23 protein-coding genes are annotated in these 26,415 nt (G+C 67.4%); 15 read left to right on the top strand and 8 right to left on the bottom strand.

The features are described from left to right. The first annotated feature begins 27 nt into the window (after positions 1 to 27). Positions 28 to 912, top strand: a complete 885-nt coding sequence (locus ABD260_RS10580; RefSeq protein WP_344233219.1) for a LysR family transcriptional regulator — start codon at positions 28 to 30, stop codon at positions 910 to 912. A 29-nt stretch (positions 913 to 941) separates the two neighbouring features. Here the strand turns inward: ABD260_RS10580 and ABD260_RS10575 are convergent, their stop codons facing one another. Continuing rightward, positions 942 to 1,376: a winged helix-turn-helix transcriptional regulator gene (locus ABD260_RS10575; RefSeq protein WP_344233218.1), complete on the bottom strand. Its 435-nt coding sequence runs from the start codon at positions 1,374 to 1,376 to the stop codon at positions 942 to 944. A gap of 50 nt (positions 1,377 to 1,426) precedes the next feature. On the opposite strand from ABD260_RS10575, the gene ABD260_RS10570 reads away from it, so the two are divergent. Continuing rightward, positions 1,427 to 2,605 (top strand): MFS transporter, encoded by a 1,179-nt coding sequence (locus ABD260_RS10570; RefSeq protein WP_344233217.1) that lies wholly within the window; start codon positions 1,427 to 1,429, stop codon positions 2,603 to 2,605. On the opposite strand, the gene ABD260_RS10565 is transcribed toward ABD260_RS10570, so the two are convergent. Beyond that, the gene (locus ABD260_RS10565) at positions 2,541 to 4,172 is read right to left on the bottom strand and encodes an AMP-binding protein (protein ID WP_344233216.1); all 1,632 of its coding nucleotides are present in this window, start codon (positions 4,170 to 4,172) and stop codon (positions 2,541 to 2,543) included. The two genes, ABD260_RS10570 and ABD260_RS10565, sit on opposite strands and share 65 nt — an antisense overlap. A gap of 200 nt (positions 4,173 to 4,372) precedes the next feature. Between ABD260_RS10565 and ABD260_RS10560 the strand changes: the two genes are divergently transcribed. From ABD260_RS10560 to ABD260_RS10540, 5 genes are read left to right on the top strand one after another with little or no spacing between them, the layout of a single operon-like run. Next, complete coding sequence (locus tag ABD260_RS10560) at positions 4,373 to 5,836, top strand: restriction endonuclease (protein ID WP_344233215.1); 1,464 nt, start codon at positions 4,373 to 4,375, stop codon at positions 5,834 to 5,836. Between the two features lie 21 nt (positions 5,837 to 5,857). After that, entirely contained in the window at positions 5,858 to 6,478 is a 621-nt protein-coding gene (locus tag ABD260_RS10555; protein ID WP_344233214.1) for an SIMPL domain-containing protein, read from the top strand. Positions 6,479 to 6,500: 22 nt separating this feature from the next. Continuing rightward, a complete protein-coding gene (locus ABD260_RS10550) occupies positions 6,501 to 7,736 on the top strand; it encodes an Nramp family divalent metal transporter (RefSeq protein ID WP_344233213.1) in 1,236 nt (411 codons plus the stop codon). Position 7,737: 1 nt separating this feature from the next. Further along, complete coding sequence (locus ABD260_RS10545; protein ID WP_344233212.1) at positions 7,738 to 8,544, top strand: metallophosphoesterase family protein; 807 nt, start codon at positions 7,738 to 7,740, stop codon at positions 8,542 to 8,544. 55 nt (positions 8,545 to 8,599) lie between these two features. Further along, positions 8,600 to 8,959: a DUF427 domain-containing protein gene (locus ABD260_RS10540; protein WP_344233211.1), complete on the top strand. Its 360-nt coding sequence runs from the start codon at positions 8,600 to 8,602 to the stop codon at positions 8,957 to 8,959. Here ABD260_RS10540 and ABD260_RS10535 read toward each other — a convergent pair. After that, complete coding sequence (locus tag ABD260_RS10535) at positions 8,949 to 9,719, bottom strand: alpha/beta fold hydrolase (RefSeq protein ID WP_344233210.1); 771 nt, start codon at positions 9,717 to 9,719, stop codon at positions 8,949 to 8,951. The two genes, ABD260_RS10540 and ABD260_RS10535, sit on opposite strands and share 11 nt — an antisense overlap. A 108-nt stretch (positions 9,720 to 9,827) precedes the next feature. Between ABD260_RS10535 and ABD260_RS10530 the strand changes: the two genes are divergently transcribed. The 3 genes from ABD260_RS10530 (at position 9,828) to ABD260_RS10520 (ending at position 14,676) form a co-directional block, all read left to right on the top strand. Next, a complete protein-coding gene (locus ABD260_RS10530; RefSeq protein WP_344233209.1) occupies positions 9,828 to 10,610 on the top strand; it encodes a GNAT family N-acetyltransferase in 783 nt (260 codons plus the stop codon). A gap of 79 nt (positions 10,611 to 10,689) precedes the next feature. Next, entirely contained in the window at positions 10,690 to 12,972 is a 2,283-nt protein-coding gene (locus ABD260_RS10525) for a helicase-associated domain-containing protein (RefSeq protein WP_344233208.1), read from the top strand. A 63-nt stretch (positions 12,973 to 13,035) separates the two neighbouring features. Next, positions 13,036 to 14,676, top strand: a complete 1,641-nt coding sequence (locus ABD260_RS10520) for a DNA repair helicase XPB (RefSeq protein ID WP_344233207.1) — start codon at positions 13,036 to 13,038, stop codon at positions 14,674 to 14,676. 63 nt (positions 14,677 to 14,739) lie between these two features. Here the strand turns inward: ABD260_RS10520 and ABD260_RS10515 are convergent, their stop codons facing one another. Genes ABD260_RS10515 through ABD260_RS10505 form a run of 3 tightly spaced genes read right to left on the bottom strand, consistent with a single transcriptional unit; the run spans position 14,740 to position 17,503 of the window. Then, complete coding sequence (locus ABD260_RS10515; RefSeq protein ID WP_344233206.1) at positions 14,740 to 15,450, bottom strand: FadR/GntR family transcriptional regulator; 711 nt, start codon at positions 15,448 to 15,450, stop codon at positions 14,740 to 14,742. A gap of 26 nt (positions 15,451 to 15,476) precedes the next feature. Then, positions 15,477 to 16,424: a dihydrodipicolinate synthase family protein gene (locus ABD260_RS10510; RefSeq protein WP_344233205.1), complete on the bottom strand. Its 948-nt coding sequence runs from the start codon at positions 16,422 to 16,424 to the stop codon at positions 15,477 to 15,479. Between the two features lie 14 nt (positions 16,425 to 16,438). Then, entirely contained in the window at positions 16,439 to 17,503 is a 1,065-nt protein-coding gene (locus tag ABD260_RS10505; RefSeq protein WP_344233204.1) for a sialidase family protein, read from the bottom strand. 47 nt (positions 17,504 to 17,550) lie between these two features. On the opposite strand from ABD260_RS10505, the gene ABD260_RS10500 reads away from it, so the two are divergent. The 5 genes from ABD260_RS10500 to ABD260_RS10480 all read left to right on the top strand — a co-directional run bounded on the left by ABD260_RS10500 (position 17,551) and on the right by ABD260_RS10480 (position 23,979). Next, positions 17,551 to 19,179, top strand: a complete 1,629-nt coding sequence (locus tag ABD260_RS10500; protein WP_344233203.1) for a type 2 periplasmic-binding domain-containing protein — start codon at positions 17,551 to 17,553, stop codon at positions 19,177 to 19,179. After that, positions 19,180 to 20,124, top strand: coding sequence for an ABC transporter permease (locus ABD260_RS10495; RefSeq protein WP_344233202.1), 945 nt, complete (start codon positions 19,180 to 19,182; stop codon positions 20,122 to 20,124). It begins immediately after the preceding gene. After that, entirely contained in the window at positions 20,121 to 21,023 is a 903-nt protein-coding gene (locus ABD260_RS10490) for a carbohydrate ABC transporter permease (protein WP_344233201.1), read from the top strand. The genes ABD260_RS10495 and ABD260_RS10490 overlap by 4 nt, the downstream gene beginning before the upstream one ends. Positions 21,024 to 21,132: 109 nt before the next feature. After that, positions 21,133 to 21,927, top strand: coding sequence for a phosphatase PAP2 family protein (locus ABD260_RS10485; RefSeq protein WP_344233200.1), 795 nt, complete (start codon positions 21,133 to 21,135; stop codon positions 21,925 to 21,927). Between the two features lie 36 nt (positions 21,928 to 21,963). After that, positions 21,964 to 23,979, top strand: coding sequence for a HelD family protein (locus ABD260_RS10480; protein ID WP_344233199.1), 2,016 nt, complete (start codon positions 21,964 to 21,966; stop codon positions 23,977 to 23,979). Here ABD260_RS10480 and ABD260_RS10475 read toward each other — a convergent pair. Continuing rightward, complete coding sequence (locus ABD260_RS10475) at positions 23,965 to 25,380, bottom strand: hypothetical protein (RefSeq protein WP_344233198.1); 1,416 nt, start codon at positions 25,378 to 25,380, stop codon at positions 23,965 to 23,967. The two genes, ABD260_RS10480 and ABD260_RS10475, sit on opposite strands and share 15 nt — an antisense overlap. Next, a complete protein-coding gene (locus ABD260_RS10470) occupies positions 25,377 to 26,387 on the bottom strand; it encodes a hypothetical protein (RefSeq protein ID WP_344233197.1) in 1,011 nt (336 codons plus the stop codon). The genes ABD260_RS10475 and ABD260_RS10470 overlap by 4 nt, the downstream gene beginning before the upstream one ends. Positions 26,388 to 26,415: the final 28 nt, after the last annotated feature.

Here is a 26,415-nt window from a genome sequence, read left to right as displayed (position 1 = left end):
GCTTGTATTAGCTGAGCTAATCGATGGGTGGTGGCGTACGTGGCGGTCGAGATCCGCGAGCTGGAGTGCTTCCTGGTACTGGCCGACGAGCTGCACTTCGGCCGGACGGCGGAACGGCTCTACCTGTCGCAGAGCCGGGTCAGCCAGCTGCTGCAAGCGCTGGAGCGGCGGATCGGTGGGCCGCTGTTCGAGCGGACCAGCCGCCGGGTCGCGCTCACACCGCTGGGCAAGGAGTTCCTGGTGTCGCTGCGGCCCGCGTACGTCGCGCTGGAGCGGGTGGTCGAGAACGCGCGCGAGTACGCGACACAGGTGAAGGGAAAGCTCCGGATCGGCTTCCAGGGCGTGGCGAACGACGAGATCCTGAGCGCCGTCTCGGCCTTCCAGTCCGATCACCCGAACTGCTTGATCGAGGTCTGCGAGCTACCGCTGAACGACCCGTTCGGGGCACTTCGGCGCGGGGCGATCGATGCGGCCGTGGTACTGCTGCCGGTCGCCGAGGACGACCTGGTCGTCGGGCCGACCTTCTCCAAGCACCCGCAGACGCTTGCCGTCTGCACCAGCCATCGGCTGGCCGGGCGCGCGACCGTCGAGGCCGAGGAGCTCGCCGGTGAAACCTTGATCGGCTTCAAGGGGCCGGCGCCGGGGTACTGGCGGCAGGCGCAGGCGCCCACGCAGACGCCGGGCGGCGCGTTGATTCATCGCGGGCCGGAGGTGCAGACGTTCCAGGAGGGGTTGTCGCTGATCGCGGCCGGGCATGGGTCGATGCTCGTCTGTCAGCCGACGGCCGCGTACCACCTCCGGAGCGGCATCGTCAGCATTCCGCTCACGGGCGTACCCGACTCGGGGCTCGCACTGATCTGGCGGCGGGGCGAGGAGACCCAGAGCCTGAAGGCGTTCGCGGCACAGCTTTAAGCCGGCACAGTTCTACGGCCGGCGCGGTTTCAGAGCTTGCGTACCTCGGTGTCCGCGGCCGCGATCAGGCGCCCGTCGGCGGCGTGCACTTCGAGCGCGCGCAGCGGCTGGTGATCGCGGCGGTCCAGCAGCTCCGAGTGCTTCTCCCCCGGCGCGAACGCGAACGCCTCACCCCATTGCCGGAGCGCCACGATCACCGGAAACAGGGCCTCACCCTTCGCGGTCAGTACGTACTCGTGCCGCGCCCCGGCCGGGACCACTTCGAGGATCCCGTTGTCGGCAAGGGCCTTCAGCCGCGTACTGAGAATGTTCTTCGCCACGCCGAGACTGCGCTGGAAATCGCCGAACCGGCGGCTGCCGTCGAACGCGTCCCGCACGATCAGCAGCGACCACCAGTCGCCGACCGCGTCCACCGACCGCGCGACCGGGCAGCTCTCCGCGTCGAACCTGGTCCGTTTGACCATCCCACACCTCCTGGTTGCATCATGCTACCAACTGCTCTTACGGTAGCAACATGCAACCAATCTCCACGCACCGCCTGTTCCTCGCGGTCGCGGCCGGGATCGCGGTCTCGACCGTCTATGCCGCCCAGCCGCTGCTGGTCACGATGGGCACGGACCTCGGGCTGAGCGCCGGCACGGTCGGCCTGTTCGTCACCGTCACCCAGATCGGGTACGGGCTCGGCCTGTTCTTCCTGGTACCGCTCGGCGATCTGCTCGACCGCCGACGGCTGATCCAGCTCCAGTTCGTGCTGCTGGCCGTCGCGCTGCTGGTCACCGGCCTGGCCGGCAGCGCGGCGGTTCTGCTCATCGGGCTCGCCGCGATCGGCGCATTGGCCGTCGTCACGCAGTCCTTGGTCGCGTACGGCGCCGCACTGAGCGATCCGGCCGGCCGCGGACGGACGGTCGGCACCATCACTACGGGAATCGTCGTCGGCATCCTGCTGGCCCGGACCGCGTCCGGCGCGCTCACCGACCTCGCGGGCTGGCGCGCGGTGTATTTCGTTGCCTGTGCACTCTGTTTGCTGATCTCGGTGACGCTCGTCCGCTCGAAACCTCAGCCACGCGTCGAGTTGAGCTACGGAAAGTTGCTGCTGTCAACGATCGAACTGTGGACGACCGAGCCGCTGTTCCGGCAGAGCGCCCTGCGCGCGTTCTTCATCTTCGCGTCGTTCAGCACGCTGTGGAGCGCGATCGCGCTGCCCCTGACCGAACGCGGCCTGTCGCACACCGAGATCGGCGTCTTCGGGCTGATCGGCGCGGCCGGTGCGATCGCCGCCGGACCGGCCGGGCGGCTGGCCGATCGCGGTCACGGGCGGCTCGTCACCACCCTCGCTTCGGTGCTGTTGGCAACCAGTTGGCTGGTCATCGGCTGGACGCCGTACACCCTGGTGGCACTGGCGATCGGGGCAGTCCTGCTCGATCTCGCCGTCCAGGCGATCCACGTCACCAACCAGAGCCGGATCTATCCGTTGCGGCCGGACGCGGGCAGCCGGCTGATCGGCGGGTACATGGTGTTCTACTCGCTCGGCAGCGGACTCGGCGCGATCGTGTCGACCGCGCTCTACGAGCGGGCCGGCTGGACCGCGGTCAGCGTACTCGGGGCGCTCTTCGGGATCGGTGCGCTGCTCACGTCAGTCCGAGCAGTTCCACGGACTTCGCCCGCATCTCGACCTTGCGAATCTTGCCCGTGACGGTCATCGGGAAGTCGTCCACCAGCAGCACGTACTTCGGGATCTTGAAGTGCGCCAGCCGGCCGGTGGCGAAGGCCTTCACGGCATCCGCGTCGAGTGCGTCCGCGCCCGGTTTGAGTTTGATCCAGGCGCACAGTTCCTCGCCGTACTTGGCGTCCGGTACGCCGATCACCTGCACGTCGGCGATCGACGGGTGCGTGTAGAGGAACTCCTCGATCTCCCGTGGGTACACGTTCTCGCCGCCGCGGATGACCATGTCCTTGATCCGGCCGACGATGTTCACGTACCCGTCGGCGCGCATCGTCGCCAGGTCGCCGGTGTGCATCCAGCGGGCCTGGTCGATCGCCTCGGCGGTCTTCTCCGGTTCGTCCCAGTACCCGAGCATCACCGAGTACCCGCGGGTGCACAGCTCGCCGGGTTCACCGCGTTCGACGATCAGCCCGGTCGCCGGATCGACGAGTTTCACCTCGACGTGCGGCATCACCCGGCCGACCGTCGACGTCCGCCGGTCCAGGTCGTCGTCGCGCCGGGTCTGGGTGGACACCGGCGAGGTTTCGGTCATGCCGTAGCAGATCGCCACCTCGGCCATGTGCATGTCCGCGACACAACGCTTCATCACCTCAACGGGACAAGGCGATCCGGCCATCACGCCCGTACGCAAGGAGGTCAGGTCGTACTCGGCGAAGTCCGGCAGGCCGAGCTCGGCAATGAACATGGTGGGTACGCCGTACAGGGCGGTGCACCGCTCGTCCTGGACCGCTTTGAGGGTCGCGACCGGATCGAACGCCTGCGCCGGGATCACCATGCAAGCGCCGTGCGTGGTGCACCCGAGGTTGGCCATCACCATCCCGAAGCAATGGTAGAAGGGGACCGGGATGCAGAGCCGGTCGTCGGCGGTGAAGGCGATGGTTTCGGTGACGAAGTAGCCGTTGTTCAGGATGTTGTGGTGGCTGAGCGTCGCGCCCTTCGGGAAGCCGGTGGTGCCGCTGGTGTACTGGATGTTGATCGGGTCGTCGAAGGACAGCTCGGCCTCGCGGGCGTGGAGTTCCGCGAGGGTGATGCGGCTCGCGTCGTCGCGGAGCGCGTCCCAGTCGCCGGTGCCCAGGTAGATCGTTTCTTCCAGGGCGGCGCAGTCGGGGCGTACCTCCTCGACCATTGCGCGGTAGTCGCTGGTTTTGAAGTCGGTCGCCGAGATGAGGGTGCGGACGCCGGATTGGTTCAGGGCGTAGGACAGCTCGTGCGTACGGTACGCGGGGTTGATGTTCACCAGGATCGCGCCGATCAAGGCGGTTGCGTACTGGGTGATCGTCCATTCGGCGCGGTTCGGTGCCCAGATGCCGACGCGGTCGCCCTTCGCGATGCCGCGGGCGATCAGGCCGCGGGCGACCAGTTCGACCTCGGCGCCGAACTCGTCGTACGTCCAGCGTCTACCGGTCTGGACCTCCACCAGCGCCTCGTGCTCGCCGTACGTCGCGATCGTCCGTCTCAGGTTCGCCCCGATCGTCTCGCCCAGCAACGGCACCTCGGACACCCCGGACGCGTACGACGGAAGGCTCATGTTCTTCATCGTCACTCCACCGCATCCGGGCTGCAAGAGCAGCTGTGGTGGTTGCGGTGGTGGTTTCGGTGGTGGTTGCAGCGCGTTTGCAGGTGCACGTGCGGCAGGAAACAGGGGGTGGACGGCAAGCAATGTCCTTACCAACTCTCCGTCACAACGGTCGCGCAGCGTGGTTGGCCGGTTACCTTTGAGTCGAGAGGTGTGAGGCGATGGACCGATCCATGGCAGGTCACGCTCGCAGCGACCGTCCGCCCGGGCGCACCGCGGAGGCGGCACAGCGAACCGCTGCGGTGCGCGAACACGTCCGGGTCCTGGGCAGCGTGCTGGCCGACGCGCTCGCCGTCGATGTCCACGGCACCGATCTGCAGACGCTGAAACGGGCACCGCGCCGGGCGCCGCCGACGGTCGCGCCGGCCGATCTCGAAGCGCATCCCGGACCGGTCTGGGATGCGTTCGTGCCCCACCCGCCGGGCCGGTTCCGCTGGTGGGGTGCCGAGCGCCGGTTCGCGCGGCGGCTCGCCGCTGCGGAGGACCGGTTCGCCGAGGCGATCGAACGGCACCGGACCTTTGAGGAGAACCGCCGCGAGCGGGTCGCGCGAGCGCTGCGGGAACAGGTGGAGCACCAGCGCCGGCTCGACGAGGCGATGGCCGAACAGCATGCGCGGATAGACGCGTACGAACGTGCGGTGCGGAGCCGTGATCGGGAAGCGGTCACGCGCTACTTCACCAAGGCGCTGGATCGCGTACCTGAGCCGCTGGACTTTCCACGCCGGCGCAAAGTCGCGTACGTACCCGAATCGACGCTGCTGGCGGTGGAGTGGGACCTGCCGGATGTCAGCGTCGTACCGGCGGATGAGTCGTATCGGTACGACCGCACGCTGGACACCGTGCTTGGCGTGCCGCGTGATCCGTTGGAGTTGCGGCGGCTGTACCAGCAGCTGGTGGCGCAATTGGCCTTGCGGGCGCTGCACTTGGTCTTTGGCAGTGACCGGTACGAGGTGGTCGACACCGTGGTTTTCAACGGCATGGTGGAGTCGGTGGACCTCACGACCGGTCAGACGGTACGGCCATGTCTCATCACCTTGCGGGCGACACGAGAGCAGTACCAGGCGCTCGTACTGGACCAGCTCGATCCAGTGGCCTGCGTACGGCACTACTTCGCGGCGGAGGTGTCACGGCACCCGGAGGAACTACAGCCGGTGGAGCCGGTGCTTGAGTTCGACCTGACCGACCCACGCACTATCGAAGCCGTCGACGTGATCAGCGAGATCGACGCCCGGCCGAACCTACTGGACCTGAGCCCTGAGTCCTTCGAGCACCTGGTCCACAATCTGCTCACCCGGATGGGCCTGGACACCAGACTGTTCCGCCGCGGCACCGACGGCGGCATCGACTGCGTCGCGTACGACCCCCGCCCGATCACCGGCGGCAAGTTCGTCGTCCAGGCCAAACTCTGGACCCGCACCGTCCCACCCTCCGCCGTCCGCGACCTGTTCGGCACCGTCGTGGACGCCGGCGCCACCAAAGGCATCCTCATCACCACCTCCGGCTTCGGCCCCACCAGCTACCAGTTCGCCAACGGCAAACCCCTCCAGCTGATAGACGGCACCGCCCTCCTCTCCCTCTGCCACCACCACAACATCCCCGCCCGAATAATCCCCCGAGCCAGCTAAGCGGATGCGAGACTGGCGGTTATGGATACTGGGGTGAGTGTTGTTGGGTCGGGGCAGGTTCGTGGGTTGCCTGATGTTTTGCGGGTGACTTTTGGGGTGGAGCAGGTGGCTGCTGATGTGGCTGCGGCTGTGGATGCGGTGGGGCGGTTGAGTGATGCGGTGGTTGCGGTGTTGCGGGGGCAGGGGGTTGGGGAAGGGCAGCTCGAGACCAGTGGGGTGAGTGTGTTTCAGGAGTACCGGGAGCCTGGGACCGACACCGCGTACCGGGCGTCGCACACGATTCAGGTGGAGACGAAGGACCTGACTGGGTTCGGCGCGTTGCTGAACGCGGCGGTGGGTGCTGTGGGCAACAGCTTGGCGCTGCACGGGCTGCAGTTCGACATCGAGGACAAGAGCGCGATGCTGGTACAGGCGCGTGAGCTGGCGTTCCGGCATGCCACTGCGAAGGCGGAGCAGCTGGCCGGGCTGGCTGGGTACTCGCTCGGTTCGGTGACGGCGATCGCGGAGAGCCAGCGTGGGTTTCCGATGCAGGCGGAGGCGGTGTCGGCGCTGGGCAAGGGTGCGTACGACTCCAGCTTGAACATCACGCCCGGTGAGCACACGGTGGAGGTTTCACTCGAGGTGCTGTTCGCCTGGGCGTAGTTGCGTAGTACACACTGCTCTCATGTACGCACCGGCTCCGTTGAAGCGGCAGTTGAACCGGTCCGGGCTGTTGTTGCTCGGACCGGCCTTCGTCGCGGCGGTTGCGTACGTCGACCCGGGTAACTTCGCCACCAACATCGCCGCGGGCGCTACGTACGGCTATCTGCTCTGCTGGGTGGTCGTCGGCGCCAACCTGATGGCTGTGCTGGTGCAGTACCTGTCAGCCAAGGCGAGCATCGCCACCGGGCGTACGCTGCCGCAGCTGTGCCGGGACCACTTCAAGCGCTCCACCTCAACCGGGCTGTGGGCGCAGGCCGAGCTGGTAGCCATCGCAACCGACCTGGCCGAGGTGGTCGGTGGTGCGATCGCGCTGAACCTGCTGTTCGGCGTACCGCTCCTGCTCGGCGGTGTGATCACCGGTCTGGTGTCGTTCGGCCTGCTGATCTACCAGTCGAAGCGCGGGCAGCGTCCGTTCGAGGCGGCGATCATCGGGCTGCTGGCGGTAGTACTGATCGGTTTCGTCGTATCAACGGCCAAAGCCGGTCCATCCGCCAGCGGCGTGGTCGGCGGGCTGGTACCGCACCTGGACGGTACACAGTCACTCGTACTAGCAGCCGGCATGCTCGGCGCAACCGTGATGCCACATGCGATCTGGCTGCACGGCGCTCTGGTGACGGACCGGCACTGGAAGGCCATCCGCTCCCCCAGCGGCAAGTCCCGCGTACTACGGGCCACCCGGCTCGATGTAGCGGTCGCCATGGCGCTGGCGGGTGCAGTCAACCTCGCCATGGTCGTGCTGGCCGCTGCAGCCCTGAAAGGCACCGGCGCCGACTCCCTGGACGCTGCGCACGTAGCTATTGGCGAGCGGCTCGGCCAGCTCCCCGCCGTACTGTTCGCACTCGCCCTACTGGCCAGTGGCTTCGCCTCCTCCTCAGTGGGTACGTACGCGGGTTCGGTGATCCTGGACGGCTTCTGGCAACGCCATGTACCGCTGGCGATGCGCCGCCTGATCACGCTGGTACCGGCGCTGGTCGTGCTTGCGGTCGGCATCGACCCGAGCCGCGCGCTGGTGATTTCGCAGGTGGTGCTGAGCTTCGGCATCCCGTGCGCGCTCTGGCCGTTGGTGAGATTGACCGCATCCCGGCGCGTCATGGGCGACCTTGTCAACCGCCGGGCGACTACTCTCGCGGCATGCCTGGTAGCCACCGCCGTCACGGCCCTGAACATCGTCCTGGTCGTGCTGACCCTGCGGGGATGACATGACTCGGGTGTACGCGGTCAGTGACGTCCACGGCCACCTGGACAAACTGACTGCCGCCCTGCACACCGCCGGCCTCACCGACGCCGACGGCAACTGGGCCGGTACGGACGCCCGGCTGTGGTTCCTCGGCGACTTCTTCGACCGCGGACCGGACGGCATCGGCGTACTCCGCTACGTCCGCGCCCTGATCGCACAAGCACCGGCGGGCGCGATCCGGATGCTGCTCGGCAACCACGAGATCCTCGCGCTCGGGATGCACAAGTTCGGTGACACCTTCGTACCGCACGACGGCCTGACGCTGCGCAGCTTCGAGCGGTCCTGGGCGCTGAACGGCGGCCTGGACCGGGACCAGGAGCTGCTCACCGACGAGGAGGTGGCGTGGCTGCTCGACCAGCCGCTGCTCGCCCTGGACGCCGGCAACCTGCTGATGCACTCCGACACCTCGGAGTACGTCGAGTGGGGTGACACCCGCGACCAGATCAACGCCGCCGCCCACGCCCAGTTGCACTCCGACGACATCGAGGTGTGGTGGGAGATCTGGCGCCGGATGACCTCCCGGTACGCCTTCCGCGGACCGAGCGGCCCCGAAGTAGCCCGGATCATGCTGCAGCACCTGGGCGGGCACCGGATCGTGCACGGCCACAGCATCGTCGCCGACCAGCTCGGGATCGACGCCCAGTTCCTGACCGGCCCGCACCTGTACGCCGACGGGCTGGCGCTCGGTATCGACGGCGGCGCCTTCGACGGCGGTCCGTGCCTGGTGGTCGAGCTGGAAGAGCTCGGGGAACCAGCTCCGAACAGCTGAACTCGGGAATGGCCGCAGCGCAGTACGGGTTGCAGCGGTTATGGCGGAGAAACCTGTGAAGACCCCTGGCCCGGACCACCCGATCACCATCGGCAAGAACCCGGACCGGGTACTGGTGAAGGTCGGCGACCTGGTCATCGCGGACACCCGGGACGCGCTGTCGCTGCAGGAGGCGAACTACCCGGCGGTGCAGTACATCCCGCGCGACGACGTCGACTTCACGCAGCTGGAGCGCTCCGAGCACCAGACCTACTGTCCGTACAAGGGCGACGCGGCGTACTACAACGTCCTCCCCGCCGGAGCGGACGGGGAGAACGCGGTGTGGTTCTACGAGCAGCCGTATGTCGCGGTCGCGGACATCCGCGATCACGTGGCCTTCTACCCGGACAAGGTGACGATCGAGATCATCGCCTGAGGAAGTCCACCAGTACCGGAGCGAGCACCTCCGGTGGTACGGCGTGGTGCTGGTCAGTGAGTTCGGCGTACCGGGCGGCCGGCAGGATCGTCACGATCCGGTGCGCCGCGTCGACCATGAACGGCGCTGACGCGGTGCCTGCGAGTACGAGTGTCTCGGGCTTGACCTCGCGGAGCAGCTCCACTGGCGTACCGCCACCGTTGAGGCCGTAGTCCATCACGGCGAAGTCGTACGCCAGCGTCGGCGCCAGGTCGGCCAGGCCTGGTGTGGCGGCGATGGCCAGTGCCTCCGCTTGCAGCATGCCGGTCATCATCAGGAACAGTTCGACCGCCTCGCGACCCTGGCCGGCGCCGATCAGCTCGAGCACCCGCTCACCGTCGTCGGACGGGTCCACGTCGTCCGGACCGTACGGGGGCTCGTGCAGAGCGACCTTCGTGAACGGCAGGCCGCTGCTCGCCGCGATCGCCGCCAACCCGGCGCCGGACGAATGCCCGTACACGGCCGCCGTACCGCCGAGGACCGTGATCAGGGCGTTCAGGTCCTCCACCTCACGTTCCACTGCGTACGGTGCGGTGTCGCCGGAGTCACCGCGGCCGCGGCGGTCGTACGTGATCACGTCGAACCGGCTCGCCAGCTCGTCGGCCAGCGGGCGGTTCGAGTTGCGGTCGCACAGTGCTCCCCCGACCAGGATCACCGGGTCGCCACGGCCCACCCGGTCGTACGCGATCGCCGTCCCGTCCGCGGACGTCACTTTCTGCATCTGTCGCTCCTTGGCTCTCATTGCTGACGTACGACACGTCGGAGCCGATCGGCGTACTTCGACATAACCCTTGGCGTTCGGCCGCTCCGGGTGATTCACTTCCTCGCGATGATCACGAGAGTCGACACTTACCTTCACAGCGTCCCACTGTCCGGTGCGGTTGCCGAACAGGTCGGACCGTTCACGCTGTTCCGCAGTACGACCGTGTGGCCGTACTACGCGCGTCCAGTACCGGGCTCTGGCGTCTCGATCACGCCGGAGGACATCGAGCGCGTACGGGCGCGGTGTGCCGAGCTGGAGATCCCACTGAGCTTCGAGTGGGTCGTGGAGACCTGTCCGTCGCTGGGACCGGCTGCGATCAGTGCTGGACTGACAGTGGTCGAGCACCCGCTGCTGGTGCTGGAGCGCGACGACTTCCGGCCGGTAGTAGCCGATGCTCGCTGCGAGATCCTTCCGGCGGATGAGGACGTGGTGCGGCGGGCGCGTGCGGTGGTCGGGCTGGCGTTCAGTGAGCCTGGTACGGGCGTCGGCTCGGCTGGGCCGGTAGAGCGGGACGCTGCGGCCGCTGAAGTACCAGCGGACGTGGCGGCGACGTTGCGGGACCGGATGCTGCGTGGGGTGTCTGTCGGGGCTGGTGCGTTTACCGAGGACGGCATTGTTGCCAGCGGGAACCACCAGCCGGTCGACACCGTGTCGGAGATCGTCGGGGTCGGTACGTTGCCGTCGATGCGCCGCCGGGGGCTGGGTGCTGCTGTGACGTCCACGCTGGTGGAGCACGCGCTGGACCACGGCGTGGAGGTCGTGATGCTGTCCGCGGAGTCCGAGGCGGTGGCGGCGGTCTACAAGCGTGTCGGCTTCCGGCAGATCGGCCACGCCGGCGCGGCGGAGTGACAGCAGGGCCTGACCTTGGGGTGCGGACCAGTGGGGCTGACCTTGGGGTGCGGACCGGTGGGGCCGTACCTTTGGAAGGATGAGCACGACCGAGCCGACCCGCCCCCGTACCCTCGCTGAGGCGCTACGGAGCTGGGACGACGCCGCGCTCGGTGAACTGCTCCGGCGGCGCCCCGACCTGGCGCTGCCGATCCCCGCGGACACCGGCCAGCTGTCGGCCCGCGCAACCAGCAACGCGTCCGCCGCCCGCGCTATCAACCGGCTGGACGAGTTCGGCGTGGACCTCCTCGAGTCACTGTCCGCACTGCCCGAGCCGGTCGACCTGAACACGCTGGCGCAGGGCGTCGGCCAGCCAGTGGAGGTAGTGCGACCGCGGGTAGCCGAGCTGCTGGACCTGGCCCTGATCTGGGGTACGGACGACGACCTGCGGCTGATCCGCGCCGTACACGAACTGCTCGGTCCCACACCGGCTGGGCTCGGACCAAGCACCACCCGGCATTTCGGTGATCTGGACAAGCTGATCGAGGACGCTGGTCCCGATGCGCGGGCAGTACTCGACAAACTGACCTGGGGTCCGCCAACCGGGTCAGTGGAGAAGGCGGATCGTCCAGTGACGATCGCATCAGCCCGTACGCCAGTGGAGCGGTTGCTGGCGCGCGGGCTGGTCGTACCCAAAGATGCGAACACGGTTGTGCTGCCGCGGCAGATCGGTCTGCACTTGCGGGCCGGGCGGGTGCTGGCGTCGACAAGGCCGGTGCCGCCGCCGCTGGATGGCAAGAAGGTGTCGGCGAGCATTGCGGACCGGGCCGCTGCCGGTGCAGCTCTCGACCTGGTGCGGCTCGTTGACCGGGCGCTGGAGCAGCTGGGTACGGAACCGCCGCCGGTACTTCGTACAGGTGGTGTCGGTGTTCGTGAGCTGCGCAGTCTGGCCGGGAAGATCGGTGCGGAAGAGCAGACGGCCGCTGCCGTACTGGAGATCGCGTACGCGGCCGGTCTGGTCGCTGCGGTCGAGGTGGGGACCGGTGAGCTGTGGCTGCCGACCAGTGCGTACGACGACTGGCTGGAGCTTGATCTGGCGCATCGGTGGGCTCAGCTGGTCAGTGCCTGGTTCTCCGGGCTCAGGGCGATTGGGCTGATCGGCCGGCGGGACAGCGGTGGCGGTACTGCGGCGGCACGCGATCGCCTCATCAATGCACTGGCGCCTGACCTGGAGCGGCTGCTGGCACCGGAGATCCGGGTGCTGACGCTACGGGCGCTGGCCGAGGCAGCTGTTGGTACGGCGCCGTCACCGGAGTCTGTAGTGACTTGGGTGGCGTGGCACCGGCCGCGGCGTGGTGGGCAGTTCCGGGACGACCTGGTCGAATGGAGCGTGTCGGAAGCTGCTTTGCTCGGGCTGACCGGGCTTGGCGCGCTGGCCAAGCACGCGGCGCCGCTACTCGGGTCGGAGCCGACAGTAGATGAGCTGGCCGAGGCGATCAGCCCGCTGATGCCTGAGCCGGTGTCAGAGGTGCTCTTGCAAGCTGATCTGACTGCGGTAGCGCCTGGGCCGTTGGTGCGGGTCGTACAGGATGAGCTGTCCGCGATGGCGGATGTGGAGTCCGACGGTGGTGCAGGGGTCTACCGGTTCAGTGAGAGCTCGGTGCGGCGTGCGTTCGACCTGGGGCGTACGGCGGATCAGTTGCACACCTGGTTGGCAGAGCATTCGCGGACGCCCGTACCGCAGCCGCTGTCGTACTTGGTAGACGACGTGGCGCGACGGCATGGCGTACTGCGGTTGGGGACTGCTTCTACGTACCTGCGATGTGACGACGAGAACGTGGTGACCCAGCTGATCACGTCGAACCTGCCGGGGATCCGGTTCCGCCGGCTCGCGCCGACAGTGGTGGTGTCGCCGTCGCCGCCGGACATGGTGCTGAGCCGGTTGCGGGACGCCGGCCTGGCGCCATTGGCCGAGACCTTCGACGGTGCGGTGCACGTGACCGGTGCGCCACGTCGTGGGGTGGCCCCACGACGTCGTACCAGCCGGGACTTCAGCGAGTCCGCGTTCGATCTGACCGACGACCAGGTGAAGGCGGTGATCGAGAAGGTCCGTACCGGCGACCGGATCGCCGCCGAACGCCCCGGCGACGAGGGCCTCACCGAGCCCGCCGCACCGGCCGAGACCATTGCCGTGCTCACGAACGCGGCCGAGTCCCACACCCGTACCTGGATCGCCTACGTCGACCACAACGGCCACTCCTCCGAACGCATCGTCGAACCGGCCCGGGTCGCCGACGGCTGGCTGACCGCGTACGACGACACCAGCGACACCCCGCGCACGTACGCCCTGCACCGGATCTCGGCAGCTCGCGCCGTGGAGTAGCCCGGCCTGGTTGTTGGTGGGGTCAGGCACAATGGAGGGTCGGGGCGAAGTTAGGAGCAGCGGGTGACAGACGGTCCACTGATCGTGCAGTCGGACAAGACGTTGTTGTTGGAGACGGCGCATGCGGATGCCAATGAGTGCCGGAAGGCCATTGCACCGTTCGCCGAGCTGGAGCGGGCTCCGGAGCACGTACACACGTACCGGCTGACTCCACTGGGGTTGTGGAACGCGCGGGCCGCCGGGCATGACGCGGAGCAGGTGATCGACGTGCTGCTGCGCTACAGCCGCTACCCGGTCCCCCACTCGTTGCTGGTCGACATCGCGGAGACACTGGATCGGTACGGGCGGTTGCGGCTGGAGAAGCACCCGCAGCACGGACTCGTACTGGTCACCACCGACCGGCCGGTGCTGGAGGAGGTGCTGCGCAGCAACAAGGTCAAACCGATGCTGGGCGAGCGGCTCGACGACGACACCGTGCTAGTGCACCCGTCGGAGCGCGGGCACCTCAAACAGACCCTGCTGAAGCTCGGTTGGCCCGCTGAGGACCTGGCTGGGTACGTCGATGGCGAAGCGCACAAGATCGAGCTGGTCCGTGACGGGTGGGAGCTGCGCCCGTACCAGGAGCAGGCGACCGACTCGTTCTGGCACGGCGGCTCTGGGGTTGTCGTACTGCCCTGTGGTGCCGGTAAGACGATCGTTGGTGCGGCCGCGATGGCACAGGCGTCGGCGACCACGCTGATCCTGGTCACGAACACGGTGTCCGCGCGGCAGTGGAAGGACGAGCTGCTTCGCCGCACCACACTGACCGAGGAGGAGATCGGCGAGTACTCCGGTGCTCGTAAGGAGATCCGGCCCGTCACCATCGCCACGTACCAGGTGATGACCACGCGGCGGAAGGGCGTGTACACGCACCTGGAGCTGTTCGACGCGCGCGACTGGGGCCTCATCGTGTACGACGAGGTGCACCTGCTGCCTGCGCCGATCTTCCGGATGACCGCTGATCTGCAGACCCGGCGACGGCTCGGTCTGACTGCCACGCTGGTTCGTGAGGACGGTCGTGAGGGCGATGTGTTCTCACTGATCGGGCCGAAGCGGTACGACGCGCCGTGGAAGGACATCGAGGCACAGGGCTGGATCGCACCGGCGGACTGCGTCGAGGTACGCGTCGATCTGGAGCAGACGGAGCGGTTCGTGTACGCGACGGCCGAGCCGGAGGACCGGTACCGGCTGGCGGCGTCCACACCGGCGAAGTCGCGGTTGGTGCGGCAGATCGCGGACCACTACGCGGACGAACCGCTGCTGGTCATCGGTCAGTACATCGACCAGCTGGACGAGCTGGGCGAACGGCTCGAATGCCCGGTGATCAAGGGCGAGACGACGGTCCGCGAACGGCAGCGGCTGTTCGACGCGTTCCGCGCCGGCGAGATCACCCGGTTGGTGGTCAGCAAGGTCGCCAACTTCTCCATCGACCTCCCCGAGGCGTCGGTAGCCATCCAGGTCTCCGGCACCTTCGGCTCCCGCCAGGAAGAAGCCCAGCGCCTGGGCCGAGTCCTCCGCCCCAAGGGCGACGGCCGCACCGCCCGCTTCTACTCCATCGTCGCCCGAGACACCATCGACGCAGAATTCGCCGCCCACCGCCAACGCTTCCTGGCCGAGCAGGGCTATGCGTACACGATCGTGGACGCAGAGAACCTCTTCACCTAACCAAAAAGAAAAAGACGGTGGAGGGGGACGATCGTCGACGCGGAGAACCTCTTCACGTAAGAGTTATTCGCCGAGGCGGGTGTGGATGCCGTTGAAGTGGGATTTCATGGAGTGGGCGTAGGTGGTGGGGTCGCCGGTGGTGAGGGCTTGGAGGAGGTCTCGGTGCCAGGCGGCGGCGTCGGCGGGGGTGTAGCGGGCGCCGGGGAGGCGGGCGTCGACCTGGGCGAAGGTGCGCCAGAAGACTGACAGCAGATCGATGACCAGGGCGTTGCCCAGGGGCTCGTAGAGGGCCCGGTGGAAGGCCCAATCCTCGGCGGGGAAGTAGTTGCCTTCGGCGGCTTGGGCTTCCATGCGTTCGACGATCGGTTCCAGGGTGTCGTAGCCGTGCTCCTGGAACTGGCGGACGACGTCGTCCGCCAGGCCGACCTCGATGGCCTGGCGGACCTCCAGGACGTTTTGTACGTCCCGGAGGTCGCCGGACATCGACTGGGACATCCGGAAGGCCAGACCGTCCTCGAGGGACTGCAGGTTCACCTCGCCGACGTACGTGCCGTAGCCGTGCCGGATCTCGATGATGCCGACGGCCTGCAGCGCCTTCATCGCCTCCCGCAGCGGGTGCCGGCCGACGCCCAGCTGCGCCATCAGGTCCTGCTCGTTCGGCAGCGGGTCACCCGCCTTCAGACCGCGCTCCAGGATGTACGACTTCATCGCGTCCCGGATGAAGGTCTGGTTTCCAGCCGCACCTCGTGCCCGGCTGAGCCCACCCGTTGTCACTGCCGGCCTCCCTTGGTCAGGACCGCTCAGTGTAATCCGGCACGGTCCAGTAACGGCCGGATGGCGTCGATCTCCGTGTCGCTGAGCGGAATGCACGGGTACGCCGTCACCGGGCAGTCGATCACGCCCAGTACGTACAACCCGGCCTTGAACGCGCCCAGCGCCGACGAGCTGGCGCCCATCCGCGACCGGTCCGCGACCTCGATGATCTCGAACAACCGGAACAACCGGTCCTGCTCTTCCCGCGCGGCCGCGGCGTCCCCGGCCACCGCGGTCTTGAACAACCGCACGTATCCGGCCGGGTCCACGTTCCCCAGCCCGGGTACAACTCCATCAACACCGAACGCCAGCGACGAGTCAACTGTCACCTCGGAACCGGTCATCACAGCGAAGTCCCGCAGACCCCGCTCACGCCGCGAGATCACCAGCTGCCGCAGACTGGTCTCCTGCCCCGACGAGTCCTTCACCCCGGCGATCACCCCCTGCTCCCCCAGCGAAAGCATCAGGGACGCGGACAGCTTCGTACCCACCCGGGACGGGATGTCGTACGCATAGATCGCCGTGTCACCGGCCAACGACTTCAGCCGTACGAAGTGCCGCTCGATCTCCGCCGGATGTGTCGCCGCGTAGAACGGCGCCGTCGCCACCAGTGCGTCCACACCTGCCTTCAGTGCAGCCGAAACGTGGGAAGCGACCCGGCCGGTCGATGTGTCGATCACACCAGCCAGCACCGGTACCTGCCCGGCCACCTCCGCGACAGTGGTCTCCAGCACGACCTGTCGTTGTTCGTCGGTCAGGAACGTGCCTTCGCCGGAGGTGCCGAGGACAAACACCCCATCCACACCCCCGGCCAGCTGGTACTGGATCAGCCGGACCAGCGATGCGGTGTCGACGTCGTACTCGGGTGTCAGCGGAGTGACCAGCGGCGGTACGACACCAGTCAAGGGAGCGGGGTTCTGGGCGGGTGCGGTCAAGGGGTCTCCCAACCTCAAAGGGCGAATGTGGCGAAGCGCAGGGTTGCGAAGGACGAGGTCTCACCGGCCTCGTAGAAGATGCCGACCGAGCCGTCGGCGAGCAGTACCAGGTCGGAGTACCCGGCCATGCCTTCGTGCACGACCAGGGCCGGCTTCCACGACGTACCGGCGTCCTCGGACACGAAGACGGTCAGCTCGCGGCGCGACGTCGGGTTCACCGGTGTGGACAACAGCAACCGCCCGTCCGGCAGACAGAGCACACTGCCCTGGATACCCGGTGCGGTGATCTCTGGGATGCCTGCGTACGGCGCATCGAGCGTCTGACCGCCGTCCGACGACCAGGCGTGTACGCGAGCCGGGCCGGTGCCCTGGTGGTTGCGGGCGTTGAAGTACAACCGCCCATCAGGCAGCTCAGCCACTGTGGTCTCGTTGGCGTTGATCTCCGGCCCGTCGTTGCGGTCCACGAAGCCAACCGCCCAGGTACGGCCGCCGTCGTCGCTGTAGATGCAGTGACCGCCGTTAAGCCGGATCAGGTCCTCCACCGGCTCACTGGGTACGTGCGAGTGGTTGGCCGGGACAACCAGCCGCCCCGAGCGCAATGTGATGCCGTGACACGGTCCAGTCGCGTACCAGCCCCAGTCAGCCGGCTTGACCTCCCCACTGATCTCCGCAGTGTCGCTCCAGGTCGCACCGTCATCAGAAGACCGCTGCACGAACACGCGCCGCCCGTCGACCGGATCAGTGCCGCGAGCTAGTGACATCTCCACTGCGTCGGCACCGTTCTGCACGGTCACCAGCACGATGTCCCCGGACAGCGGGTCCAGCAACGGCACCGGGTTGCCGCAGGTCTTGCCGGGCGCTGCGGACACCACCTGCAGGGGCAGCCAGGTCCGGCCGCCGTCGAGGGAGCGCCGCAGCACGATCTCGATCTCGCCGGCGTCACCAGCTCCGTGCAGCCGCCCCTCGGCGAACGCCAGCACCAGCGGACCGTTCGCCAGCACCGAGGGGATGCGGAACGTGTGATAGCCGCTCCCGGCGGGGTCGAAGACGATTTCCGTCGCGCCGACTCTTGAAGACATAGGACGTACTATGTCATGGTGTGGCCCTCCGATGGAAGTGAGGCCTCATGCCAGTCAGCAGAAGATCTTTCCTCGGCGGCGGTCTGGCCGCCGCCGCCGCCGCTGTCGCGGTCACGGGTACGCCGCTGCTGGCGGGGTGCGCGTCGGACAAGAAGAACGCCGCCGCGGCGAACGCGGCCGTCAAGCTGCCCACGTACACGAAGTACGGCGAGATCAAGCCGGACCTGCCGGGTACGGACGTGGTGCTGGACGGCTTCCTGAAGTACCCGGCGAACCCGGTCAAGGCGATCACCGAGGTGCCCGGCGACGGCAAGCCGATCACCTTCATGACCAACATCCCCGGCGCGATCCCGCCGGCCGCCGACCAGAACCAGTTCTGGCAGGAGGTGAACAAGCGCCTCGGCTCCGAACTGCAGATCAGCATGGCGTCCAACGACGAGTACAAGGACAAGTTCGCCACCCGGATCGCCGGCGGTGACCTGCCGGACATCCTGAACATCCCGACCGACACCCCGCAGATCCCCGGCCTGGTGAAGTCCAAGTGCATGGACCTGACCGAGCACCTATCCGGCGATGCCGCGAAGAAGTACCCGTTCCTGGCGAACATCCCGTCCGAGTACTGGAAGGGCTGTGTCTTCAACGGCGCGATCTACGGCGTACCGGTGCCGCGCGGGATGTCGCGTACGTCGCTGGCGCTCTACCGCGAGGACCTGCTCGCCGCGAAGGGCATCAAGAACCCGGCACCGAAGAACTTCCAGGAGTTCTTCGACCTGGCCAAGGAGATGACCGCGCCCAAGCAGAACAAGTGGGCTTGGACCCGGGTGCCGATCTCGACGATCCGGATGATGCTGGGGATCCCCAACGTCTGGAAGCAGGACGGCGGCAAGTTCAGCTCGATGCACGAGCACGAGGCGCAGCAGCAGGCACTGGAGGCCGCGCGCAAGATGGTCGCCGCCGGGGTGATCAATCCGGACGCGTTCAACGACAAGGCGAGCGCCCGCAAGCAGTGGTTCAACGGCGGGATCGCGGCCTTCGACTACGACAGCTTCGTGGCCTGGAACCAGTACTACGCCGACAACACCGGCGATCCGACCTTCGGCGTGAACATGATGGACGTCCCCGGCTTCGACAGCGGGGACGGCAAGCCGTGGATGGGTTCGGCGCTGAACAACGTGACCTCGTTCAGCAAGGACAGCAAGCACTCGGCCGAGACGCTGCTGAAGGTGGCCAACTGGATGGCCGCGCCGTTCGGCACCGAGGAGTACCTGTTCCGCAAGTACGGCGTGGCCGGCCGCCACTACACGCTGCAGGGCACCGACCCGATACCGACCAAGGTCGGCACTGTGGAGACCGGTATCGGCCTGCAGTACATCAGCGACAGCACGCTGGCGCTCTACTGGGCCGGCAAGCCTGACGTACCGCAGAAGCAGCACGCGATCCAGCAGAAGGTCGCGGACCGGCTCGTGTACGACGCCTCGTACGGCCTGTACTCCGACACGTTGTCGAAGAAGCAGGCGCAGCTGAACAAGACCATGCTCGACCTGGAGAACCAGATCGTGCAGGGCAAGAAGCCGGTGTCGGCGTGGGCGGCGGGCGTACAGGACTGGAAGTCCGCCGGTGGCGACAAGATCCGGACCGAGCTCGAGCAGGCTCACGCAGACACGGCAGGGAAGTAGATGCTGCAAAGGACCACGAAGCAGCCGGGGCAGCAGCTCAGTCTGGGCCGGCGGCTGGTACGGGACCGGGTGCTGCTGCTGTTCGCACTACCCGGTACCGCGCTGATCATCGCGTTCCACTACGTGCCGCTGCTCGGCAACGTGATCGCGTTCAAGGACTACCAGCCGTTCCTCGGCATCGGCGGGAGCGACTGGTCCGGCTGGGCGAACTTCAGCGTCATCTTCAACGGCGATCCGGCTTTCCTGCGGGCGCTGAAGAACACGCTGATCCTGACCAGTCTGCAGTCGGTGTTCGTGTTCCCGGCGCCGATCCTGCTCGCTCTGCTGCTGAACTCGTTGTTCTCGGAGCGGATCAAGCGGATCGCGCAGAGCATCCTGTACCTGCCACACTTCATGTCCTGGGTGATCGTGGTCGCGCTGTTCCAGCAGATGCTCGGCGGCAGCGGCCTGCTGAACAACTACCTGCGTTCACATGACCTGACCACGATCAACATCATCGGGAACTCCGAGCTGTTCCACGTACTGCTGACGTCGCAGATCATCTGGAAGGACACCGGGTGGGCAACCATCCTGTTCCTGGCCGCGCTGTCCCAGATCGACTCCCAGCTGTACGAGGCGGCGAGTGTCGACGGTGCGAACCGGATGCGGCAGCTGTGGCACGTCACGCTGCCCGGTCTGCGCGGAATCATCATTCTGCTGTTCATCCTGCGGCTGGGCGACTCACTGACCGTCGGGTTCGAGCAGATCATCCTGCAGCAACAGGCGGTCGGCCGGGACGTCAGTGAAGTACTGGACACGTACGTCTACAACAACGGCGTGCTGGGCGGTGCCTGGGGCGTGGCGGCCGCGGTCGGCCTGGTGAAGGGCGTTGTCGGCGTGATCCTCGTACTGACCGCGAACAAGGTGGCGCACATCTTCGGAGAGCAGGGGGTGTACTCCCGATGAGTCGCAAGATCGTGCCCAGGAGAATTGTTCAGGGCGTACCGATGCCGTCGTGGCCGATGCGCATCTTCAAGGGGCTCGTACTGCTGGTGTTCTGCGCGGTCGTGATCATCCCGTTCGTCGGCGTGATCTCGACCAGCGTGGCACCGAACAAGCAGATCAACGAGTCCGGCGGGCTGGTGCTCTTCCCGAAGTCGGTGAACTTCGCCGCGTACCAGTCGCTGTTCTCCGGCGGCGTGGTCACCAGGGCATTGTTCGTCAGCATCTTCGTGACCGTCATCGGTACGCTGCTCAGCCTGACCGTGTCGTGCCTGCTGGCGTACGCGCTGGCCCGGCCCGGGTTCACCGCCGGACGCCCGATCCTGCTGGTGGTGCTGTTCAGCATGCTGTTCTCCCCCGGCATCATCCCGACGTACCTGACCGTGAAGGGCGTCGGCCTGCTGGACAGCATCTGGGCGCTGATCGTGCCGACGATGATCAGTGCGTTCAACGTGGTCGTGCTGCGGGCGTTCTTCATGAACCTGCCGGCCGAGATCACCGAAAGCGCCCGGATCGACGGTGCGGGTGAGTTGAAGACGTTCTCGTACATCGTGCTGCCGCTGTCCAAAGCCGTACTGTCCGTGATCGGCTTGTTCTACGCCGTGGCGTACTGGAACGCGTTCTTCTCCGCACTGCTCTACCTGAACGACTCCAAGCTCTGGCCGTTGCAGCTGGTGCTCCGGACGTACGTCATCAACGACACCCAGCTGGGGAGCGCCGAACTGGGCACCGAGCTGCTGCCGCCACAGGCCTCGATCCAGATGGCCATCCTGGTGGTGTCGATTGTTCCGATCCTGCTGATCTACCCGTTCCTGCAGCGGCACTTCGCCAAGGGCGTGCTGACCGGCGCCGTGAAGGGCTGATCGCGGTGGCGTGACGGCCAGATCGAACCGTCGCTCGGGGGTTGCCCAGGGCAACGCCAGGGTTGCGCCTGAGTAAAACCTGAGCAAACGGCGAGTACCGTCGAAAGCTATGGGGACGCAGGCGCTGGAGCCGGTGGGGCTGGGTGGGGAAACTGAACAAGGACAGAGCAGGTCACAGGTCGTCTGGCGGGTATTGCGGGAAGCAGTACTGCTGGCGACCTTGTTCCTGATCTACAGCTTGGGCAGACAGATCGCGGCCCGGCACACCGGGTCGGCGTTCGACCACGCCCACGAGGTGCTGTCGCTCCAGAGCTGGCTGCACCTGCCGGACGAGGCGTCGGTCCAGCAGTGGGCGATGCAGTTCCCCCAACTGCTCAAGAGCGCCAACGTGTACTACGCGAGTGTGCACGCCCCGCTCACCGCGATCGTGCTGCTCTGGCTGAGCATCTGGCGGCCGAAGGCGTACCCGCAGGTCCGGTGGACGATGGTGTCACTGACCGCGCTCGCCACGGTGGGGCACATCGTGTTCCCGCTGGCGCCGCCGCGGATGCTGCCCGGGTTCGTCGACACCGGCCTGCTGTACGACCAGTCCGTCTACGGCCCGGACAGCTCCGGTGGCCCGGTGAACCAGTTCGCCGCCATGCCGAGTCTGCATGTCGGGTGGGCCGCGCTGATCGCGCTGTCGATGATCCTGATCACCCGTTCGCGGTGGCGCTGGTTGTGGCTGCTGCACCCGCTCATCACCTTCGGTGTGGTCGTGGTGACCGCCAACCACTACTGGCTCGACGGGATCGTCGCCCTGCTCCTGCTGGCGGCCAGCCTGCCGTTCCTGCTCCGGCCGGGGCTGCGCGCTTATCGGCCACTGACCCGTAATTCGGTTCCACCGCGCAGGGTGCTCAAGTAACGTGGCTGGGCTCCCCTACTCGCCGGAGGTTTCAGCATGCCCTCAGACACGTCCGACACCCTTCAGAACGAGAAGGACTATCTGAAGACCTCCCGGGCGGCGCTGGCGCTGATGCGGGAGAAGACCGGCGCGCTGGAGATCCACAGCGCGGACCGGGTCAACCAGGAGTTCCTGCAGGCCGCCATCTTCCGGCGGATGAAGGAGCTGGAGGACGACCCGGACGTACCGCTGTTCTTCGGGCGGCTGGACTACCTGGAGCCGACCGAGGAGACGTTCCACATCGGCCGGCGGCACGTCAACGACGCGCTGGGCGAGCCGCTGGTGGTGGACTGGCGCGCGGACATCTCGGTGCCGTTCTACCGGGCCAGCAAGACCGAGCCGATGGGCGTCGGCGTACGCCGCCGGTTCGGCTTCACGCACGGCGAGATGACCGCGTTCGAGGACGAGGACCTGACCGCTAGCGGTGCGGCCGACCAGCACAGCGACATCCTTGATGCTGAGATCGAGCGTCCCCGGTCCGGTCCGATGCGCGACATCGTCGCCACCATCCAGCCGGAGCAGGATGTGATCGTCCGGGCCGGTGTCGACGAGACGATCTGCGTCCAGGGCGCGCCCGGTACCGGAAAGACCGCGGTCGGCCTGCACCGCGCGGCGTACCTGCTCTATGCGTACCGCGACCAGCTCAGCCGGGCCGGCGTACTGGTAGTCGGTCCGAACGCCAGCTTCCTGCGGTACATCGGCGACGTACTCCCCGCGCTGGGTGAGATCGAGGCGAAGCAGACGACTGTCGAGGAGATGGTCGCGCGGGTCAAGATCGCCGGACCGGGACCGGCGCCGGTCGACGTCCTCAAGGGCGATGCGCGGATGGCCGACGTACTGCACCGTGCTGTCTGGTCGCACGTGAGGCTGCCGGACGAGTCGCTGGTCGTACCACGTGGTGCGCACCGCTGGCGAGTCGCGGCGTACCAGGCGGAGGAGCTGGTGAGCGAGCTGCGCAACCGCGGCATCCGGTACGGCGCCGGTCGCGCGATGCTTCCGCAACGGCTGGCGCATGCGGTGCTGTTGCGGATGGAGGCAGCGGGTGACTCACCGGACGACCGCGTACAAGACTCGGTCGCGCGCAGCCGTCCGGTGAAGCAGTACGCCGATGCGCTGTGGCCGGCTGTCGATCCGGCCAAGCTGCTGTTCCAGCTGTTCACGGACCGCGCGCTGCTGGCCGTACACGCCGACGGCATCCTCACTGACGAAGAGCAGGCGCTGCTGAGCTGGGACAAAGTGCCGCGCTCGGCCGGCGCGGCGAAGTGGTCAGTGGCCGATGCGACGCTGATCGACGAGATCGCCGACCTGGTCGACCGTACGCCGTCGCTCGGCCATGTCGTACTGGATGAAGCGCAGGACCTGTCCGCGATGCAGCTACGAGCAGTGGGGCGGCGCTGCTCGACCGGGTCGATGACTGTCCTCGGTGACATCGCCCAGGGCACCACACCGTGGGCCACACCGTCCTGGGACGACGCCCTGAAGCACCTGGGCAAGACCAGCGCGCACACCGAGGAGCTGACCGCCGGCTTCCGCGTACCGGGCCAGGTGATCGAGTACGCGGCCCGTCTCCTTCCGACGATCGCACCGCACCTCAAGCCGCCGACGGCAGTACGGCGGGCCCGTGGTGAACTCACCATCACCCGCGTACCTGACAGCCTCGCTGCAGCGGTCAGTGCGGTTCACGAGGTGTCGGAACGGCTCGGCTCGATCGGCCTCATCGTTCCGGATGCACTTGTCCCCGCGACCCGAAAGGCGTTGCAGTGCGAGGCAATCGCGTTCTCCGTACTCGGTGACGAGGACGACGTGGACGCGCACCTGGATGTAGTACCGGCGTCCCTGGCCAAGGGCCTGGAGTTCGACCACGTAGTACTGGTGGAGCCGGCCGGCATCGTCGCCGGTGAGGCGGACGAACGAACCGGCCTCCGCCGGCTGTACGTCTGCCTGACCCGTGCGGTCACCTCACTGGCGGTAGTACACAGCGAGGACCTGCCCGCCGTACTAGAAACCGCGTGAGCCGCCGGACCGGCGTGACGAGCGCCGGGACGAGCCGCCACCGCTGGAGCGCGTCCGCGACGACCAGGAGCCGCGCCGATTCGAGCTGCCGTACCAGCCGCCGCCGGCGTCGTTGCCGGAGCCGCTGCTGGACGAGGTGGCCCAGTCACCGACCGAGTTGCCGATACTCGAGCTGAACCGGCTGAAGCGTGCACCGGCCCGGCGGGAGCGCCAGCGCGATCGCATCTCGTCGCCGCGGCGACGGAAGTCCGAGTCGGGGAACCACCACTGGCTGCCGTCACCACGTGACCAGTAGCCGTCCACGTACGCGGCCAGGTCGTCGGCGTACTCCCAGTACGGCCGCTCGATCTGCCAGCCCTTCACCATCCGGATCTCGGGCTTGGCTCCGGCCTCGTCGCGCTGCTTGCAGGCCGCACAGACACTGACCGGGCGCACGGCACCTTCTTCCGGCTTCCAGTCCACCTCCGTCGTACTGGGGCCGTGCCGCGGGTCGAAGAAGCACGGTGCCGTCGGCTCCGGGATCGGCTTGCCGGCGCGAACGGCGTCCAGGCAGACCAACCCGTAGCGAGCTGAGCCCAGCAAGGTGGTCACCGCCTCGACGTCCTTGTCGCCCTTGGCCTCGTCGAGCCGATGCCGGGCCTTCTCAACGGTGTCGAGCACGTCCTTGGACAGTTTGGACTGCTGCGCATCCGAGGTCGTCGGCAGTGCGGAGACCTGCTCGGAGAGCGCGATGATCTCCTCGTTCAGCAGGGGCTTCACGACGCTCAGGTGGGACTTCTCGTCCTGCCGGCGGGCTCTGCGGGCGCCCAGCGTGCTGATGCCGTACCAGAGACCGAACACGCCGGCCGCGGCACCGGCGTAGGGCGCCGCGTCGACGTAGTACGGCTTGTCCACGACCTGCGCCCGCTGGATGAACCGTTCGAGCATCGACTCGTAGTCGGGTGCGCAGCAGTCCACCGCCTGGTCGACCGCGTCACCCACGTGGTACGTCGGTCCTTTGTCGGCGCGCTGAACAGCATGGAACCCACGGCCCGCGCTCTCCGAGGTCGCGTCGACCAGGACGGCGTACACGCCTTCGACCCCGACCCGGTCGTACAACTGGTCGGCGATCTCCTCACCGTCCCAGGCGAGGTTCACGTAGTACCGGTTGTCGGACAAGTTGATCGAGGCCGCGGGGATGACCGCGATCCGGATCGGCGCGGCCGCGCGCTTCGCCGCCGCGTCGAGACGAGCAGCCTCCGTGCCGGTCAGGCCTTTCACCGCCGGGTCGACCCAGACCCCCGGATCACCAAGGTGGCCGGCGACGGTGTTCAGGTAGCCCCCCGGATCAGTGGCGTGCGCCGGCAGCGCAGGCAAGGCCCACAGCATGACGATCGCCAGTGCACCGAGCAGACGCTTCATCGAGCCCCTCCCGAGAGCCGGTCCTGGCAGGCGGTACACACCGGAACTTCTCGGGCCCGCCCGCCGGGTGGCGTGTACATCCAGTCGGTCACGGACGTGCCGTGCGCGGGGTCGAAGAAGCAGGCGGCTCGCCGCGCCGGAGCGGGCGTGCCGGCAACCGCGGCCTGCGCGCAGGCCAACCGCCAGCGCCCGTACTCGACCGTGGCACGAACCGCACGCAGCTCGTCGTCGTCCGGTTCGCCGTCGACCACGCGGCCCGCATCCGCATACGCGTCCAGTGCCGCCTGTACGTCCGCCGTGGTGTTCACGCCCTCCAGACGCACGTCAGCGGAATCCAGTTCCTCGCCGAAGCGCGTCACGTCCTCACGCGCGGCGGCCCGGCGCTCCGCCAACGAGTCGACTTCGTCGGGCAGTACGTCGTACGACGGCCGGTACAACGCCGGACCGCTGTCCTTGGCCGGACGGGTCCGCCACCAGCGCAGCACCAGTACGCCAACGACCAGAAGCACTGCCACTGTCACCACTGGCCACAACCAGCCAGGAGGTCCGCTGGACGGCTTCGGTACGTCGAGCCGATCCAGTACGCCGTTGAGTGTGCCGACCGGATCGGATCGGCTGTGCTTGCCCAGCTCGTCGGTGAGGATGCCGGCGATCGGAGTGTCGTCGCCGACCGCACTCCCCCACGTGATCGCACCGCCGAACACCACCAGGTAGATCCCGTCGGCGCCCTGCGCGTCCACAAGCTTGTCCACGTACCTGTGGGCAGCCGTACTGAGGTCAGTGCCACCGTCGTTGAGTACGGCAGCCGGCACGACAGCGATGTGAATCGCCGGGTCGTGCCCGTTCACCCGGTCGGCCAGTGCGGCGGCGTCCTTGTCCGGTACCAGTGACCGCTGCGTCGTATCGACGTACACCGGTGAGTTCTTCCAGCCGTCGATGACAGCAGTGGGGTCACTGGCACCGAGCAGGGTCGAGGCGAGCAGCAGCACGCCGGCAAGCAGGGGCATGGGCAGAAGCCTGCCCTACTACTGGTCC

Origin of the sequence: Kribbella hippodromi, from assembly GCF_039531045.1 — a bacterium.
Classification (GTDB): domain Bacteria; phylum Actinomycetota; class Actinomycetes; order Propionibacteriales; family Kribbellaceae; genus Kribbella; species Kribbella hippodromi.
The sequence above is the reverse complement of the archived record's forward strand: the minus strand, read 5'-3'. Positions and strand labels throughout refer to the sequence as shown.

Bases quoted from the DNA above. Each gene is read 5' to 3' on its own strand.
- ABD260_RS10565 (WP_344233216.1), bottom strand. From the start codon at position 4,172: ATGAAGAACATGAGCCTTCCGTCGTACGCGTCCGGGGTGTCCGAGGTG.
- ABD260_RS10500 (WP_344233203.1), top strand. From the start codon at position 17,551: ATGCCAGTCAGCAGAAGATCTTTCCTCGGCGGCGGTCTGGCCGCCGCC.
- ABD260_RS10530 (WP_344233209.1), top strand. From the start codon at position 9,828: ATGATCACGAGAGTCGACACTTACCTTCACAGCGTCCCACTGTCCGGT.
- ABD260_RS10570 (WP_344233217.1), top strand. From the start codon at position 1,427: ATGCAACCAATCTCCACGCACCGCCTGTTCCTCGCGGTCGCGGCCGGG.
- ABD260_RS10535 (WP_344233210.1), bottom strand. From the start codon at position 9,719: ATGCAGAAAGTGACGTCCGCGGACGGGACGGCGATCGCGTACGACCGG.
- ABD260_RS10550 (WP_344233213.1), top strand. From the start codon at position 6,501: ATGTACGCACCGGCTCCGTTGAAGCGGCAGTTGAACCGGTCCGGGCTG.
- ABD260_RS10475 (WP_344233198.1), bottom strand. From the start codon at position 25,380: ATGAAGCGTCTGCTCGGTGCACTGGCGATCGTCATGCTGTGGGCCTTG.
- ABD260_RS10505 (WP_344233204.1), bottom strand. From the start codon at position 17,503: ATGTCTTCAAGAGTCGGCGCGACGGAAATCGTCTTCGACCCCGCCGGG.
- ABD260_RS10555 (WP_344233214.1), top strand. From the start codon at position 5,858: ATGGATACTGGGGTGAGTGTTGTTGGGTCGGGGCAGGTTCGTGGGTTG.
- ABD260_RS10575 (WP_344233218.1), bottom strand. From the start codon at position 1,376: ATGGTCAAACGGACCAGGTTCGACGCGGAGAGCTGCCCGGTCGCGCGG.
- ABD260_RS10485 (WP_344233200.1), top strand. From the start codon at position 21,133: ATGGGGACGCAGGCGCTGGAGCCGGTGGGGCTGGGTGGGGAAACTGAA.
- ABD260_RS10545 (WP_344233212.1), top strand. From the start codon at position 7,738: ATGACTCGGGTGTACGCGGTCAGTGACGTCCACGGCCACCTGGACAAA.
- ABD260_RS10525 (WP_344233208.1), top strand. From the start codon at position 10,690: ATGAGCACGACCGAGCCGACCCGCCCCCGTACCCTCGCTGAGGCGCTA.
- ABD260_RS10480 (WP_344233199.1), top strand. From the start codon at position 21,964: ATGCCCTCAGACACGTCCGACACCCTTCAGAACGAGAAGGACTATCTG.
- ABD260_RS10470 (WP_344233197.1), bottom strand. From the start codon at position 26,387: ATGCCCCTGCTTGCCGGCGTGCTGCTGCTCGCCTCGACCCTGCTCGGT.
- ABD260_RS10560 (WP_344233215.1), top strand. From the start codon at position 4,373: ATGGACCGATCCATGGCAGGTCACGCTCGCAGCGACCGTCCGCCCGGG.
- ABD260_RS10490 (WP_344233201.1), top strand. From the start codon at position 20,121: ATGAGTCGCAAGATCGTGCCCAGGAGAATTGTTCAGGGCGTACCGATG.
- ABD260_RS10495 (WP_344233202.1), top strand. From the start codon at position 19,180: ATGCTGCAAAGGACCACGAAGCAGCCGGGGCAGCAGCTCAGTCTGGGC.